Annotated in this window: 12 protein-coding genes; 2 read left to right on the top strand and 10 right to left on the bottom strand. The window is 36.2% G+C overall.

Translation table 11 applies throughout. From position 1 onward, the window contains the following. Positions 1 to 158: 158 nt before the first annotated feature. From ACQKP0_RS23060 to ACQKP0_RS23050, 3 genes are all read right to left on the bottom strand, one after another. Entirely contained in the window at positions 159 to 329 is a 171-nt protein-coding gene (locus tag ACQKP0_RS23060) for a hypothetical protein (RefSeq protein ID WP_427408164.1), read from the bottom strand. A gap of 190 nt (positions 330 to 519) precedes the next feature. After that, positions 520 to 1950, bottom strand: a complete 1431-nt coding sequence (locus tag ACQKP0_RS23055) for an aldehyde dehydrogenase family protein (protein WP_427408163.1) — start codon at positions 1948 to 1950, stop codon at positions 520 to 522. Positions 1951 to 1994: 44 nt separating this feature from the next. Further along, positions 1995 to 3629, bottom strand: a complete 1635-nt coding sequence (locus ACQKP0_RS23050; protein WP_427408162.1) for an acetolactate synthase large subunit — start codon at positions 3627 to 3629, stop codon at positions 1995 to 1997. Positions 3630 to 3803: 174 nt separating this feature from the next. On the opposite strand from ACQKP0_RS23050, the gene ACQKP0_RS23045 reads away from it, so the two are divergent. Further along, positions 3804 to 5405 (top strand): FMN-binding glutamate synthase family protein, encoded by a 1602-nt coding sequence (locus ACQKP0_RS23045; protein WP_427408161.1) that lies wholly within the window; start codon positions 3804 to 3806, stop codon positions 5403 to 5405. A gap of 77 nt (positions 5406 to 5482) precedes the next feature. Here the strand turns inward: ACQKP0_RS23045 and ACQKP0_RS23040 are convergent, their stop codons facing one another. The 3 genes from ACQKP0_RS23040 to ACQKP0_RS23030 form a co-directional block, all read right to left on the bottom strand. After that, positions 5483 to 6058: an undecaprenyl-diphosphatase gene (locus tag ACQKP0_RS23040; protein ID WP_427408160.1), complete on the bottom strand. Its 576-nt coding sequence runs from the start codon at positions 6056 to 6058 to the stop codon at positions 5483 to 5485. 127 nt (positions 6059 to 6185) lie between these two features. Next, positions 6186 to 7601: a HAMP domain-containing sensor histidine kinase gene (locus ACQKP0_RS23035; protein ID WP_427408159.1), complete on the bottom strand. Its 1416-nt coding sequence runs from the start codon at positions 7599 to 7601 to the stop codon at positions 6186 to 6188. Further along, positions 7598 to 8272, bottom strand: coding sequence for a response regulator transcription factor (locus tag ACQKP0_RS23030; protein WP_427408158.1), 675 nt, complete (start codon positions 8270 to 8272; stop codon positions 7598 to 7600). Before ACQKP0_RS23030 ends, ACQKP0_RS23035 begins: the two co-directional genes overlap by 4 nt. 422 nt (positions 8273 to 8694) lie before the next feature. Between ACQKP0_RS23030 and ACQKP0_RS23025 the strand changes: the two genes are divergently transcribed. After that, positions 8695 to 10071 (top strand): dipeptidase, encoded by a 1377-nt coding sequence (locus ACQKP0_RS23025; RefSeq protein ID WP_427408157.1) that lies wholly within the window; start codon positions 8695 to 8697, stop codon positions 10069 to 10071. A 146-nt stretch (positions 10072 to 10217) separates the two neighbouring features. On the opposite strand, the gene ACQKP0_RS23020 is transcribed toward ACQKP0_RS23025, so the two are convergent. The 4 genes from ACQKP0_RS23020 to ACQKP0_RS23005 form a co-directional block, all read right to left on the bottom strand. Continuing rightward, positions 10218 to 10853 carry a YcnI family protein gene (locus tag ACQKP0_RS23020; protein ID WP_427408156.1) on the bottom strand — a complete coding sequence of 212 codons (636 nt, stop codon included), beginning with the start codon at positions 10851 to 10853 and terminating at the stop codon, positions 10218 to 10220. Positions 10854 to 10901: 48 nt separating this feature from the next. After that, positions 10902 to 12488, bottom strand: a complete 1587-nt coding sequence (locus ACQKP0_RS23015) for a copper resistance protein CopC (RefSeq protein WP_427408155.1) — start codon at positions 12486 to 12488, stop codon at positions 10902 to 10904. Positions 12489 to 12828: 340 nt separating this feature from the next. After that, positions 12829 to 13227: a FixH family protein gene (locus ACQKP0_RS23010; protein WP_427408154.1), complete on the bottom strand. Its 399-nt coding sequence runs from the start codon at positions 13225 to 13227 to the stop codon at positions 12829 to 12831. 131 nt (positions 13228 to 13358) lie between these two features. Continuing rightward, positions 13359 to 14579, bottom strand: coding sequence for an amidohydrolase (locus ACQKP0_RS23005; RefSeq protein ID WP_427408153.1), 1221 nt, complete (start codon positions 14577 to 14579; stop codon positions 13359 to 13361). Between the last annotated feature and the right edge of the window lie 26 nt (positions 14580 to 14605).

Genomic DNA, 14605 nt, shown 5'->3' with positions numbered 1-14605 from the left:
TTAACCATTTTCAAAAAATTTCTATTTTCATAAATATAAAAATATTATACTATTTTTGCTAAAAATTGAAAGATAAATTTTTATTGCAATATTGTGACCAAATAATAAAATCAAAAAAATCCTCCCATTTTATAGGGAGGACGAATATGTAAGATGTTCTATGAAATTGATTTGTTTATCGCACTATCCCAATCAGCAAAGTAATATAGTGCATGTCTCATTAACTGTGGATGTGATTTTTTTATGCTTTTTTTGTTTAAAGCACTTCCACTCATATGCAATTTTTGAATCTCATTAAGAACTTGCTCTGCACTCATATCTACTTCCATGATCAAACCTCCCTTCATGTCCAATTATTTACATAATTACCTATAAGAATGAATCTATACACTCAAAATGGTGTCAGGCACCTTAAATGGACATTTTCCACCTCGGATGGACACTTTTGTATATAAAAAAATCCATGTTGGTGTATGCAACATGAATTTTTTTACCTTCCTCAAAATGTTGCTTTAAATCTCAATCACCAACCTTAATGCTAATAAACTTTTGTTCCATCATTTCTTCCATTGCATATTTCACTCCTTCTCTCCCTACACCACTATCTTTCCATCCCCCATAAGGCATATTATCAATTCGATATGTTGGAATATCATTAACAATCACGCCACCTGTTTCAAGTCTCTCTGCTACATAGAATGCACGTTCAAGGCTTGGGGTGATCACTCCTGAATTCAAACCATAACGCGAATCATTGGCTTCTTTAATCGCCTCATCTATAGTGTCAAATGGGAAAACGCAAACTATAGGCCCAAATACTTCGAAACGAGATACTTTGGAATCGCGGTTTACATTTGTTAATACGGTTGGAGTCAATACATTTCCTTCAATCTTACCACCACACTCAATTTTAGCACCTTCCTGAACTGCCTCATCTAACCAGCTTTTTAAACGTTCCAACGACTTTTTTGAAATGACTGCTGTAATATTCGTATTTTCATCGAAAGGTGATCCGGTAACGAGCTGCTTTGTACGGGTTACAAATCGTTCTAAAAACTGTTGATAAATTGATTGATGGACATAAATTCGTTGAATTGAAATACAAATCTGTCCATTATACGAAAAAGCCCCTAGAACTGTCCGTTCAATCACTTTATCAATGTCGACACCTTCATCAATAATAAATGGTGAATTAGACCCAAGCTCAAGAGTTAGCTTTCGGAAACCAGCTTGCTGCTGAATAATATGGCCGACCTCAACACTCCCTGTAAAAGTCACTTTTTTTACATGAGGATGTGTTGTTAACACTTCACTTAACACATCTCCTTTTCCGGGAATAATGTTCAATACTCCATCCGGGAGACCCGCTTCTTTAAAGATTTCTGCTAGAATGAGCGAACTTAATGGAGTCTGTTCAGCTGGTTTCAATACAATCGAATTTCCTGCAGCAATTGCAGGACCCACTTTATGCGCGACCAAATTAAAAGGAAAATTAAACGGTGTAATGGCTGTTACTACCCCAATAGGCGTACGGGTCGTAAATCCAAAACGTTTTTCACCGCCTTCTGCTGCATCCATCGGAATTTGTTCTCCATAATTACTTTTTGCGGCCTCTGCTGCAAAACGATAGGTTTGTATGGTACGACTTATTTCTTCTCTTGCATTCCTAATCGATTTAGCCGACTCTAAAACCATGATTTTTACACATTCTTCACTGCGCTCTTCCATAATCGTAGCTACTTTTGCCAAAATCTTTGCGCGAGCATGTGCAGGATAGGATCTAAATTTTTGAAAAGCAGCATTTGCCTCGACAACAGCTTCAACAGCATCTTCTGGTTCAGCCTGTCCGATTTGTGCGATCTCATCTTCTGTATGCGGATTAAATAATGCCTCATAAGTCTTTGCTTCTCTCCATTTACCGCCTATCCACAATTGCCATTTTTTCTTCATTCCTAATTCCTCCTATATATTTACAAAGGTAGCTAAATTCTTTCTTACAGCTTACAAATATAGTCTCCAAGAGTTTTTGATAACTTTACATTCTCTGAGTAATCGACATCAACATCAATAAGGACGATTTCTTTGCTGGAAATCGCTTCTTCTAAAGCCGGTAATAATTCATCCGAATGGGTTACCTTAATTCCTTTAGCTCCAAAGCTTTTGGCAAACTCTAAAAAGTCTGGATCCTTAAATTCAATATCATTGGAGCGATTAAATTTATTCAATTGCTTCCATTCGATTAAGCCAAATTTCGAATCATTGAAAATAACAATTACAATGGCAAGTCCTAATCTTTCAGCTGTTGCTAATTCTGTACCATTCATAAGAAAACCGCCATCACCTGTAACAGCAATAACAGGTTTATCTGGATAGACTAGTTTTGCCGCTATAGCACCTGGAACAGCAATTCCCATTGACGCCCATCCATTCGAAATAATTGTATGATTCGGCTTTTCAGGTTGGTACAAACGTGCAATCCACAATTTATGTGCGCCAACATCAGAAATAATGATGGCTTCACCTTTCTCCGCTTTTTTCAAATCGCCAATAATACGCTGAGGAATGATCGGGCTTCCTGAAACTTCATCTGACATATGAAGATTTTCATCAAGTTGAGCTTTTAAACGTTTTACTCCTGGCCAAAGCTCTTTTTCTTTTACAAGAGAAGTTAAAGCTTCGACAGCCTCTTTTACGTTTCCGACTAGCTCACAAGCAAGCGGATAGTAAGCGTCAACCTCAGCTGGAAGACTATCAATATGTATAATCGGATTCATCGCTTCGTCATTCCAGTATTTTGGCAAATATTCAACAAAGTCATATCCAACAGTAATAATCACATCTGCCTGATCAAAACCACATAGTACATAATCTTTTGCTTGCATTCCGACCGTATACAATGTTAAGGGATGGTCGGAAGGCAAAACCCCTTTTGCCATAAAAGTATTTACAACCGGAATGTTTTTCGCTTCAGCAAATTGCCTTAATGCAGTTACAGCCCCATCACGTATAACTCCATTTCCAGCTAAAATAATCGGCTTTTTAGCACGATTAATTGCATTAGCTGCCTTTTGGATTTCATCTACAGAAGAACAAGATACAGGCATTGGTGTTACAGGAAGGGGTTCACCATCTGTATCCATCATGGCAATATCTTCTGGAAGCTCAATATGAACAGCACCTGGTTTCTCTAGAAGAGCTGTTTTAAATGCTTTCCGAATAATTTCAGGAATCGTATGTGGCACCCGAATTTGTTGGTTCCATTTCGTAATTTCTTCAAAAACACCAATAATATCTACATATTGGTGTGATTCTTTATGGATTCTTTCAAGCCCGGCTTGACCTGTAATCGCGACAACAGGTGAACGATCCAAGTAAGCATCACCAATACCAGTTAATAAATTGGTTGCACCTGGTCCCAATGTGGCTAAACAAACCCCAGGTCTCCCTGTCAATCGACCATATACATCTGCCATAAATGCAGCCGCTTGTTCATGATGGACGAGGATAAATTTAATTTTTGAACCTATTAGAGAATCAACAAGATCAGTATTTTCCTCACCTGGAATACCAAATATATACTCTACCCCCTCATTTTCTAGACACCGCACAAACAAATCCGAAGCCTTCAAGTTTTTTCCCTCCTTTAATTTATGTCTTTTAAATCTATCCAATATATGCACATAGTTTTCCTTGAAACAAACAAAATATGTAATTAACACGAGCGCATTACCTGCTCGTATATATTTTTCCAAATTCGAGAAAATTAAAATTAATGGAATTTAAGCATTATAGGAGGAATTTTGATGAGGATCGCAGATTTATTAATTATCATTGGATTTGCATTAATTGCACTAGTAATAATAGCGCTTCTAATTTTTCTGATATATTTGTTATTGTTTGATCGAAATCAAAAGAGACATTCCATATTAAGGAACTACCCTGCGCTCGGTAGAATTCGTTACTTTTTTGAAAAAATAGGTCCGGAAATGCGCCAATACTGGTTTAACAGTGATAAAGAAGGCAAACCTTTTTCACGGGATGATTATGAACATATTGTTAAAAGTGCGAAATATAAGAGAGATGTTGTTGGCTTTGGTTCAAAACGTGATTTTGACGAAGAAGGTTTTTTTGTTCGAAATGATATGTTTCCAAAATTAACGGAAGAGTTAAAAATGGATGAAGAAACCAGAGTATCAACAAAAAGATATATTTTGTTGAAGGACCCACTTTTTTCACAAAGAGAGGAAAAGTGGGAAGATGAAGAATCCTCAGCTTACTTATTACATGACGATGATGCAGTAGTCATTGGCCCAAATACGAAATATCCATTCGTTCTGAAAGGTCTTATCGGAATGTCCGCGATGAGTTATGGTGCATTGGGAAAAAACGCTATTACAGCCTTATCTAAAGGATTAGGGATGGCTAAGGGAACGTGGATGAATACGGGAGAAGGCGGACTATCTCCCTATCATTTAGAAGGTGGGGTTGATATCATTATGCAAATTGGCCCAGCCATGTTCGGGGTCCGTAATAAAAATGGAGAAATGGATTGGGACGAGTTAAAGAGAAAAAGTGAAATCCCTCAAATAAAAGCATTCGAAATAAAACTTGCTCAAGGTGCCAAAACACGCGGTGGTCATATTGATGGTGAAAAAGTAAATCCGGAAATTGCTGAAATCCGTAAAGTTGAAGCGTATAAATCCGTTGATAGTCCAAATCGTTTTGAACAGTTTGGTGATGTGCCGTCAATGTGCGATTTTATTGAAAAAATCCGCAATGTTACTGGAAAACCTGTTGGGATGAAGATCGTTGTAGGTGGTAACGATAGTGTTGAGGAATTGGCAAAATATATGAAGGAAACAGGCAAAGGTCCAGACTTTATTACGGTCGATGGTGGTGAAGGCGGTACAGGTGCTTCCTATCAAGAACTGATTGATAGTGTAGGCTTGCCTATTAAATCAGCCCTTCCTATTCTTGTTTCAACCCTTCAAAAATATGGGGTACGCGATCGAGTGAAAATAATCGCTTCAGGTAAACTATTCACACCTGATAGAATTGCTATCGCTTTGGCTATGGGAGCAGATCTTGTTAATATTGCTCGTGGATTTATGATTACTGTCGGATGTATTCAAACCTTAAAATGTCAATCCAATGCATGTCCTGTAGGTGTTGCAACTACCGATCCAGAATTACAAAAAGCTCTTGTCATCGATGAAAAGAAATATCGAGTAGTAAATTTTCTTGTTACACTTCGAAAAGGACTATTTCGAATTTCGGCTGCCGCAGGTTTGGATTCACCTGTCCATTTTAGTCCAAAACATATTATGTATAAAGATGATAAAGGTGTTGTGTTTTCTCTAGAAAGCATCCTTTCTGATATTCAACAGCAAATAGGAGCGAGTTAACAAATAAGACTTAAAAAAAGTGGCTGCCAATCATAATAGCAGCCACTTTTTTTAAATTACTTTTATTATCCATCATTTTATTTTTGAGGTAAGGACTTTTTTAGACGATTGATAATTGAATTGTATACATCAAGGATCATATTAATAGGACGATCAATAAATCTAGAAAACTTAATTATGGATACTGCTGTCAAAATTGCTACAATAATACTTCCTACAATATCAAATGGATAATGGTGCCCTACCCAAATACGCGAAAATCCCGTTAGAAATGCACAGATGATCATAGCTGTTCCTATTTTGCGATGACGAAGCCACAGAGCAAATGCAATGGCAAATGCTCCGGTTCCATGATCACTAGGAAAAGACGCATCTGCTACATGAGGTAGTAACACATGTATATGGTGTGCGACAAACGGCCGCGGCTCAAAGTAAACCAATGTAATGAGAAAATTAATAAATAAAGCGATAATCCCAGTTCCCCCTGCATAAAGAACGGATCGTTTATAATTGGTATTACCAAAGAACCACATTGCTATTAATACTAGTGCAAATAACTCAAGTGCATAATTAGTAAAGAAAATCATTATCTTATCCAAGAATTGATTATGTCCTGAAAAATTATGAATCATCTTAAATATTTCGTAATTCAATATACACTCCTGCTTTCTATTATTCTTACTACATCCTTTAAAAATAAAAGACGTCTCTATACGACAAAAAGTTCATTTAATAAATTCTTTTTTTATCTAGATATGAACTCCGATTATTTTCCGTTGATCAATATTTGGGATTAAGAGGCAGTACTACTGTAACTTCTGTCCATTTTCCATATACGCTTTCTAAATAAATATTACCTTTATACATTTCAACTAACCTCTTTGCTATGGAAAGACCTAAACCGTTTCCACCAAACTTCCTGCTCCTAGCCTTGTCTACACGATAAAAACGGTTTAGAACAAATGGAAGGTCCTCTTCAGGAATTCCGACTCCGTAATCTTTTACTGCAATATCTAAGTTTTCATTCATTTTGGAAACATGAATCTCTATAAGCTTTTTCTCTTTCGAATATTTCATTGAATTATCAAGCAAAATAATTAGAATTTCCTCTAAATGCCTTTTGGAAATTCGAACAGTTGTCGTTTCATCTACCATCGAAGAAAGATTAATAGTAAAATCATTTCTAAAGATCTTAAAATTTTCAATAATATCATGTAATACTGGCCCTAACTTAATCTCTTCGACGATCATTTTCTCTTGTCCGTTTCTCTCTGCTTTTGATAATTCCAAAAGTTCTGAGACAAGACGTATTAAACGGTTTGTTTCATTAAGGCTTAATTGGAGCGATCTTTCAAGGACTTTTGGGTCTTCCTTTCCCCACCGATTAATAAGCGATAAATGGCCATGTATGACTGATAAAGGGGTCTTTAATTCATGTGAAGCATCTGCAACAAATTGTTGTTGTTGATGGAATGACTTCTCTAAACTATTCATTAAGTCATTAAACATAATTCCTAACTCTGTCATTTCATCATGATTCGGTGGGATCGGCACCCTTTCGGTTAATCCATGCTCCTTAATTTTTTTCATCGTTAATATTATCGCTTTTATAGGCTTCAATAATATAAATGAAATTAAACGTCCTGCAAATAAACTAATGACAATGGAGCCAATTCCTGCAATGATCATAGTAATGAAAAATAAATGGATTAAACTATCGAAGTTTTCCATATTACGGACAATCTCTATCGTTCCATTAAATCCATTAACATTAATTGGTTTCCGATAAATGAGTAAACGTTCTCCCTCAGGTGTACCCTCACTCAGATCTTCTTTATTGACATGCTTTGGTGGAACTAAGCTTTGAGGTACCTCGTCTGAAATTGTAAATAAAGGCTTATTATTTTTTTGAACGATACGTATCATTTGATATTTTTCATTCAGTGTGTCTAAATAACTCTCATTTTGAGCGATGTTTTTCTGGGGATTTGTCTCTTTAATATAGGCAAAAACTTCATCCATATTTTTTTGTATCCTTTGTTTTTCTTGGTTTACCCCCCAATTCTGGATAATGAAATATTGAAGTAAATTATAAGATAAAAAAAAGGTAAGTATTAATACAGCCGCAGAAATGGTTAATTTCCATTTAATATTTATTTTTCTAGGGTTGAAACTAAATCTTTCTGTTGTCTTCACTCTCTCATCACGTATCCCATACCTCTCATCGTCTGTATATACTTTTCTTTATTCATTGGATCAATTTTATTTCTTAAATGACGGACATATACATCAACGACATTCGTTTCAATCTCAGTATCATATCCCCATATATGTTCTAGTAATAATTCCCTTGTCATCACTCGATTAATATTTTTCATAAACATATACAGTAAATCAAATTCTTTTTTTGTAAGCTCTATTAACTGATCTTCTTTTTGCAACATTCTAGACTCAATATTCAATACTAAGTCTTTAAAAAATATATTTAATGTTTGCGGATCATTACGTCGTTCTTCTCGTCTCAAAATGACTCTAATTCTTGCTAATAATTCCTCGATTGCAAAAGGCTTTGACAGATAGTCGTCTGCTCCACTATCTAATCCTAATACTTTATCCATCACACTATCTCTTGCGGTTATCATAATAATAGGTGTATCCTTTACACTTTTTAATCTTCTACATACCTCTATCCCATTTAAGCTTGGAAGCATTAAATCCAATAGAATGACATCCCAATTTTCTTCAAGGGCAAGTTTAAGACCTTCTCTACCATCATAGGCTGTCGAAACCTCATAGCCTTCATGCTTTAATTCCAGTTCGATAAATTCTGATAACCCTTCTTCATCTTCAATGACTAAAATTCCCAAACCTGCCACTCCTTTAAAAAATCTATTCTAATGTATATTAAAGCTTATAAAAAAATCTGCTATTAGAATATGCCAAAACCAATAATTAATATAGTATCACAATTTTTGAAGATACTAAGTCCTACCAACGAATCAAGTAGTTCTTAAAAAATTTTAATATTATCTTTTCAATTTCTTTTCATTAATCTTCCTCCTATTTTTTTTTTTAATCTTTTACAAAAATATCTTATCTATCAGCTATTAAGTAACTATAAATACAACTTGAAAATAAGTTAATCTTTCCATTAAAAAAATTTCATTTTTGATAGGAATAAGGATATAAATCTGCTTCCTTTGAATAATTCAAATATTTTTTCAAGATAAAGAAGGAATCTGATTAAATAATCAAGAAATCTTAGAGTATTTTAAACTTCTATGGAGGAATGAACATGGCAAAAACTTTTGAACAGTACTTAAAGGAAAATAGAGATCAGCACTTAAAAGAGTTAGCAAACTTACTTTCAATACCCAGTATTAGTGCTCTCTCTGAGCATAAGGAAGATACGCAAGCAGCTGCCAATTGGTTAGCAGATGCTTTAAAAAATATTGGAATGGAAAATGTAGAAATCTTCCCTACGAAAGGACATCCTGTTGTCTATGCGGATTGGCTGAAAGCGGAAGGAAAGCCAACTGTTTTAATTTATGGACACTATGATGTACAACCTGTAGATCCAATCGAATTATGGGAATCCCCTCCGTTTGAACCATCCATCCGGGATGGAAAAATTTACGCACGTGGTTCTAGTGATGACAAAGGGCAAACCTTTATGCACATAAAAGCATTAGAGGCACTCCTTCAAACCACTAGTACACTTCCACTGAATTTCAAATTTTGCATTGAAGGTGAAGAGGAAATAGGAAGTCCAAACCTAGAAGCTTTTGTTGAAGAAAAGAAGGATTTATTAGCTGCGGATGTTATTGTTATTTCTGATACGACAATGATTGATCAAGGAAAACCAACGATATGCTACGGAGTTAGAGGGCTATGCGGTATTCAAATAGATGTTAAAGGAGCAAGCAGTGATCTTCACTCCGGATTATATGGTGGTGGTGTACAAAATTCCATTCATGCACTAGTTGAAATCGTCAACTCTTTTCACAATGAAAGTGGTGAAATTACTGTTGAAGGATTCTATGATCAAGTTATCCCTTTAAAAGATGAAGAAAGAGAAGCATTTATTAAATTAGGAATAGATGAAGAAAAAGTTCGTCAAGAATTAGGTGTCAATCATTTATATGGTGAACAAGGGTATACTTATTTTGAAAGAATTACCGTAAGACCAACACTAGAAGTAAATGGTATCTATGGAGGTTTCCAAGGAGAAGGCTTAAAAACAGTTATTCCATCAGAAGCGCATGCTAAAATCACATGTCGTCTTGTGCCAGACCAAGATCCCGAGGAAATTGTCGAACTTCTTAAACGTCATATAGAAAAAAATATTCCTAAAGGTGTAGAGGTTAATATTTCAGTTTTTGATAAAGGTGCTCCCTATGTAACACCTATTGATCATCCTGTCATAAAAGCTGCGGCTAGGGCATATGAAGCGGTTTACAATGTCCCTGTATCCTATACACGAATGGGCGGCTCCTTACCTATTATTTCAAACTTAGATCAAACCCTTAAAGCCCCTATTGTTTTAATGGGATTTGGGTTACCGACCGAGAATTTCCATGCACCGAATGAACATTTTCATCTAGAAAATTTTGATAAAGGGTTGCTTACACTTTGCCATTATTGGTACGAGTTAGAAAAATTATAAAGAAAGAATATGTTATTTGGGATCCTTTATTTGATCTACCCATTATGACTGTGAAAAAAGTTAATAATAAATGATGAGAATAATAAAAACGGTCCTAGAGTATTTACTCTAGGACCAATCATTCATTTTAATCAGAGTGCGATTTCTTAGCCTCTTTTACGAAACAAGCTGATTAATGCTAATAAAATTGCTACTGCTGCTAGTGAAATTGGCAGCCAGCTAGTTGAACTAGTAGCAGTACTACTATCATTAGATTCTTCTTTTGTTGTGTCAGTTTTGGATGTTTCGTTATGACCATGAGGTGCAGCTGTATCCCCTTTTACAACCTTCGTCACAGAAGCCGGTTCCTCTGCACTAGGAGGGCCAACCCACTCTACAACAGAACCATCATCATAGGTCTGTAAAGCTTTCCAACTGAATTCCCCAGGTTTACTCGGATTTGCCCCAATAAAAGAAAACTCCATAAATTCATTTGGTCCAATTCCTTTATCCTTCGCGATCCAAGTTACTGAAGTAATCACATCATTTTTATCTTTTTCAATTTGGTAATCCCAATTGGTAATAGGTAAAACAGAGACAAGATTGATTCCTTCTGGAACCTCCAATTTCACTTTTGTTGTATGGGCATTCTTCTCAACAGGTACTCGAACTGTATATTTTTCATATGCATTTGTCGAACTTACGTCCGGACGCACTGTTACATGTGCTTCAGCTATAGGAGCTATTATGAACAGGAATATTCCTGCCAAAAATGGAATAATCCATTTTGTCTTTTTCATCATTTAACTAAACCTCCAAAATTATAAAATTAATAAATATAAAGAACTAAATCAACCGTTTCCGCCTCCAGCAACAAATATGTCATCTGTCCATTCCTTCTGCTTGCCACCTGGATATTTAGCAATAATTTCAATACGCCAGGTTCCGATCATAGAGAACGGTAAATTCACTTGATATTCACTAGAATCCTTTGTTCCTGCACTAGATGCACTATATTTCATTCCATGATCCGGCATAGTAAGATTGACGGTTACTTCTTCAGGTAGTTTACCATCTACATCTGGAATTTGCACGATCATTCTTTGTTCTCCCACCTGCAATTTACTAATATTGACTTCCGCTTTTGCCTGACCATCAGTCAATGTACTATTGTATGATTTGGAGGCGATTGGATAAGCAGTCTGACTCATCCACACACCCATTAAAATAACAACCAATCCTGCAATCCATTCGACCCGGATGATCTTTATAGTGGTGAAATTCTGCTGTCTTTTCCATTTTAATGTTTGGAATAACGCCAGACTTAGCATGAGAATAGTGAAAATAATTTTAATGAGTAACAATGTACTCCATCCTGACCAATCGGTAACAACCGCAATCCAACCGGACTGCAGAAAGACCATGATAATACCGGATATGACAACCAATCCTGAAGCAACCATCATCTTATTTACAAAAAATGGTCTAAATTCCTTCCATGAAACACCTTCTTCTTGTTTCTTCTGCCAAATAACGAGCAGAATAACATAACAAAGCGCCCCAAGCCATAAAGCGATTGACAGTTGATGAATGATTCGAGGAATTAGAGCAATAATCGGATTTTCTAGCCCCCAAACATGCCCACCAAAGGCTGGAACAATAACAAGCGCCAACCACATGAACAAGTACCAGCCTCGCATCATCCCTGGAATGAAAAGCATAATTAGGAAAAACAATTGTGCTAACACCATAAGTATAAAAGGAAACTGAAGTAATAAATCCCATCTTCCATTAAAAATTGTTTGTATCAATCCTGATGGAAGTGCAGCTGCATATGTTATTAGTTCAGCAATCGTCGCTAGTACAAGAACAAATGCTCCAATTCCTCTACCTCTCTTAAATAGCGAACCGAGACTAGGAAAATGTTTCTTCTCAGCTAACCAACTAAACCAGAATAGACCAGCACCTAATAAGAGCAATCCTTCAGCAATAGTACGTGAGGCAATAAGTGGCCCTTTATTTTCACCTGCTCCTGTAACTGATTTGACTCCGCCTTTTGTTGCCTTACTGACAGCAAAATGATACGCACCACTCACTGGGTGACCGTCCAAGGAGACAACACTCCATTGAACTGTATAAGTTCCTTGCTTCAGCTTTGGAAGCGAAAATTCAAGAAGCGATGTTCTCTTTGCCCCATCTCCATCCGGTTTCCCTGTGAAGACCGGTTTAGCATTCCAATCATATATAGTAACAATAGCTAAATCCTGCTCTATTGGCTCATTAAAGCGAAGTTTTAGAGTGGGAGGTGATTCTTCTGTAACAATCTTTTCTGCTGGAGTTGTCTCTAGTAAAGTGGAATGCGCTTCAACAGGTGGTGCCTGCAAAAAAAATATAAAAAATCCAATACATAATGCAGCAAAGGTAATTATTCGAGGCATTTGTTTATTTTGTTTTTTTGCATTGACTATATTATAAATAATTATCCCCTCCTTAATTACACAAAAGCTTTACATAGAAATTTAATTTGCTAGAATCTAGAGTCTCTTTCACCATCAAAGATAAATAGAATCAGTAAAATCATCTACTTTTTCAAAAGGTAAGAAAGTATAAAATTTACTAAGGATATTAGACATGAAAAGTGTCTGCTGTGTCTAGCTCCAGCGCCTATCGGCGTACGGATTTCTCCGTCTTCTCCCTACGATAAGTCAACATCGACTCGTCTCCCTCGTCGTGTTTCCTTTATCTAAGTCGAAGACTACAAAATCCGTACGCCGATAATCAAGGCGCTTCCGCTTTTCTAATCTCTATCGACTTTTTCGGCATCATATGCAAATCTCTCGCCGTTGTATGTGCATACATTTCATAGGCACCAGCATGGTCAAATGATACATTTGCTGTATATGTACCATCTTTATTATTCTTTGCTTCAACCATCGTACTTTTGTTTCTATTCCCTTTTTCCCAATACTCAAACGATACTTCATTAGCATCTTTTACTTTTTCATCACCGTATGTAACGATTGCTTTTAGCTCTACTAATTCTTTAATCTTAGCTGTTTTTGGAACGAGAAATTTAACTTCAAGCATTTTGAATTCTTTAGATTCATTCTTATCATTACTACAGGCAGAAAGGAAAACACCCAATATGATCAACAAAAATAGCAAAATCTTTTTCATCTTACCCCACCGAACTTACACATAAAATTAAAACAAATAGTAACAATTACAAAATCTAGAATACCTATTAATGTATCATTTTTCAATGGACGTTGTGTGAATAATTACATTTAAAAATTATTTAAACCACTTTAAAGCGAACCCGAGACGATATCTCCTTTGAACATCGTAGCTACTCGTTTTGACCTTCTTGCAATAGCTTCAGCGGAACATGATGCTTCAACTAATACGATAGTTGCTTCGTCTCCCATTTGCGGCCATACTGGTTTTCCTTCAGAATTAAGCGGTGTTTTGCCATCAGTAATAAAGTGTAGCGTTTGAGCTAATGACCTTTCATCTCTCCATCCTGAAACTTCTGCTAAACGGCCGGCCCGTTCCAATATATCTCCATTTCCAAATGGTGACCAAACATCAAAAATATTATCACATCCGACGGCAACCGAAACGCCTTTTCTGTGTAATAAACCAACAGGAGGAAACTTTCTCCCAAGAGGAGCACTCGTAATAATGGTGATACCTGCATCAGCTAATACTTCAGCCATAGCTTCTGCTTGTACTTCAGAGATATCTCCAAGTCCAAATGCATGGCTAATAGCAACCTTCCCTTGTAGACCTGCTTCTTTTGTTAACTTTGCCAATCTTTTCATTGTGAAAATTCCTAGATGATCCGGGTCATGCAAATGCAAGTCTATTCCCGCATTTCCTTCAACAGCAAGTTCAACCATTTCTTGTAAAGAGGCTTCAATATCTCCATCCACGGTGGCAGGGTCGACACCACCAACAAAGCTTACTCCTTGGCGAAGGGCTTCTCTTACTAAATCTTTTGCCTTCGTACGCAATAAACCGTGTTGGGGGAATGCAACAATTTCATAAGACAACTTTCCTTCAAACGTTTGCAATACTTTCTGTACTTCTTCTAAATTCTTTAATCCTACCTCAGGATATAGGTCAACATGTGTACGGACATGAGTAACCCCTGATTTTAAATATATATCAAGTAACTTTTCTGCACGTTCTTGTGTAGTTGTTTCTAAGTTTGGCAGAACTTCCTTCTCTATTTCTAATCTTTCAAAAATACTATTAACAGGTGTTACTGCACGCCATCTATCACCAAGTAATGTTTTATCCAAATGACAATGTTTTTCAACAAAAGAAGGAAGAACCAACAATTGTTTCACATCTTTTTTCGGTAAATCATCTGTAATGATTTCAGTTGACGATATTATCTTTGCAATCTTCCCATCCTTAATCAATAAATGGAAACATTCAGTCTTTGTACCCGTGATGACGCCGTTATCGACTTGGTATCCAGTCTCTAAACGTGCATTCGTTAACCAAAAATTAGAACTCATTAGTATCTACCCTTTCTCATTCATTA

It is taken from the genome of Heyndrickxia sp. NPDC080065, from assembly GCF_050281185.1.
Taxonomy (GTDB): domain Bacteria; phylum Bacillota; class Bacilli; order Bacillales; family Bacillaceae_C; genus Heyndrickxia.
The sequence above is the reverse complement of the archived record's forward strand: the minus strand, read 5'-3'. Positions and strand labels throughout refer to the sequence as shown.

What these genes read in the sequence shown, in the direction of transcription:
- ACQKP0_RS23060 (WP_427408164.1), bottom strand. Translation starts at nt 329, where the DNA reads ATGGAAGTAGATATGAGTGCAGAGCAAGTTCTTAATGAGATTCAAAAA.
- ACQKP0_RS23055 (WP_427408163.1), bottom strand. Translation starts at nt 1,950, where the DNA reads ATGAAGAAAAAATGGCAATTGTGGATAGGCGGTAAATGGAGAGAAGCA.
- ACQKP0_RS23045 (WP_427408161.1), top strand. Translation starts at nt 3,804, where the DNA reads ATGAGGATCGCAGATTTATTAATTATCATTGGATTTGCATTAATTGCA.
- ACQKP0_RS23025 (WP_427408157.1), top strand. Translation starts at nt 8,695, where the DNA reads ATGAACATGGCAAAAACTTTTGAACAGTACTTAAAGGAAAATAGAGAT.
- ACQKP0_RS23020 (WP_427408156.1), bottom strand. Translation starts at nt 10,853, where the DNA reads ATGATGAAAAAGACAAAATGGATTATTCCATTTTTGGCAGGAATATTC.
- ACQKP0_RS23015 (WP_427408155.1), bottom strand. Translation starts at nt 12,488, where the DNA reads ATGCCTCGAATAATTACCTTTGCTGCATTATGTATTGGATTTTTTATA.
- ACQKP0_RS23010 (WP_427408154.1), bottom strand. Translation starts at nt 13,227, where the DNA reads ATGAAAAAGATTTTGCTATTTTTGTTGATCATATTGGGTGTTTTCCTT.
- ACQKP0_RS23005 (WP_427408153.1), bottom strand. Translation starts at nt 14,579, where the DNA reads ATGAGTTCTAATTTTTGGTTAACGAATGCACGTTTAGAGACTGGATAC.